General features: G+C 41.7%; 2 protein-coding genes. Both read right to left on the bottom strand.

Annotated features, from left to right (window positions below; translation table 11 throughout):
• Window positions 1–41: 41 nt before the first annotated feature.
• Window positions 42–908 (bottom strand): IS3 family transposase, encoded by an 867-nt coding sequence (locus FD47_RS14545; RefSeq protein WP_225353034.1) that lies wholly within the window; start codon window positions 906–908, stop codon window positions 42–44.
• 2 nt (window positions 909–910) lie between these two features.
• Window positions 911–1,171 (bottom strand): transposase, encoded by a 261-nt coding sequence (locus tag FD47_RS14540; RefSeq protein WP_034529615.1) that lies wholly within the window; start codon window positions 1,169–1,171, stop codon window positions 911–913.
• Window positions 1,172–1,234 lie beyond the last annotated feature (63 nt).

Raw genomic sequence — 1,234 nt, 5'->3', positions numbered from 1 at the left:
TGGATCTGAGTCAAGTTTTTAGACACGATTACGTAGAATTTCTAACTGACTAATTGTTCCTTTTCATCTGGAGTTAAATAGCCATCGGCACTAATGATCCGCCGAGAATTGTAAAATCCTTCAATGTAACTAAATTGAGCCAAATTGGCTTCATGATAGTCTTTGTAAGTCCGTTGGTAAACCTCCTCCTTCTTGAAGCTGGCATGAAATGACTCCACCACAGAATTGTCATACGGATAGCCACGTTTACTGTAAGAGTGCCGGATAGCGTGTTGCTTCAATGCTGTTTCAAGGGCAGTACTTCGATACTGGCTGCCCAAATCAGTATGCAGAATCAAACCAGCCTTGACAGTTCTAGTTTCACAAGCTTGATTAAGTACGTTGACAACCAACTCGGTTGTCATGTGTCGGCTTAATTTATGAGCGATAATTTTGCGAGAATACAAGTCCATGATGGTTGCCAGATAGCACCACCCATCAGTTTTGGTCGGAATATAGGTAATATCAGCAGCCCATTTTTGATTAGGTTTGACAGCTTTAAAGTCTTGTTTTAACAAATTAGGGTAGGTCATTTGGTCAATATAGTTGTTGTGCTCATAGCGCCACTTTTTGACGACAATTGACCGGAGGCCTAGGTGTCGCATCAGCTTTTGAACCAGTTTCAAACTGGCATGATAGCCCTCACGTAAAAGTTCCTCGTGAACTTTAGGAGCGCCATAAACCCGCCGATGATCAAAGTAGATGCGTCGGATTTGCTGGTATAAAACTTGGCGCCGCTTAAACTGTTCGGGCTTAGTCTGGTGCTGGTACTGATAGTAGGTTGATCGACATAAGTGCAACGTCTGACAGACTTCTTTAACGCTATGCGCTGATGCCGTTACTTTAATAGCTGACTGCCAATCTTTGATGCTTACTTTTTTGCGAATATGGTTAATGCTTTTTTTAGGATATCGTTTTCACTTTCCAGCTTGGTAATTCTTGCCTGCATTTCTAACAAGTCGGCCTTGGAGACCCCGGTATCATTATCTTTCTTGTACAAATCATTCCATTTATAAATGGTGGCACTGGCAATCCCATATTCGCTGGTAAGATCAGTGACTGATGTCCCGCTTTCATACAGCTGAACGATCATTTTCTTGAATTCGACAGAATATCTCTTTCTTTTGCTCATAAGACACGATCCTCTCTAGTAGAAATTCTATCAAATCGTGTCCACACTTTCATCCTAAGTCCA

It is taken from the genome of Lentilactobacillus parafarraginis DSM 18390 = JCM 14109 (assembly GCF_001435895.1).
GTDB lineage: Bacteria > Bacillota > Bacilli > Lactobacillales > Lactobacillaceae > Lentilactobacillus > Lentilactobacillus parafarraginis.
This window is presented reverse-complemented; position numbering and strand designations above follow the sequence as displayed.

What these genes read in the sequence shown, in the direction of transcription:
- FD47_RS14540 (WP_034529615.1), bottom strand. Translation starts at nt 1,171, where the DNA reads ATGAGCAAAAGAAAGAGATATTCTGTCGAATTCAAGAAAATGATCGTT.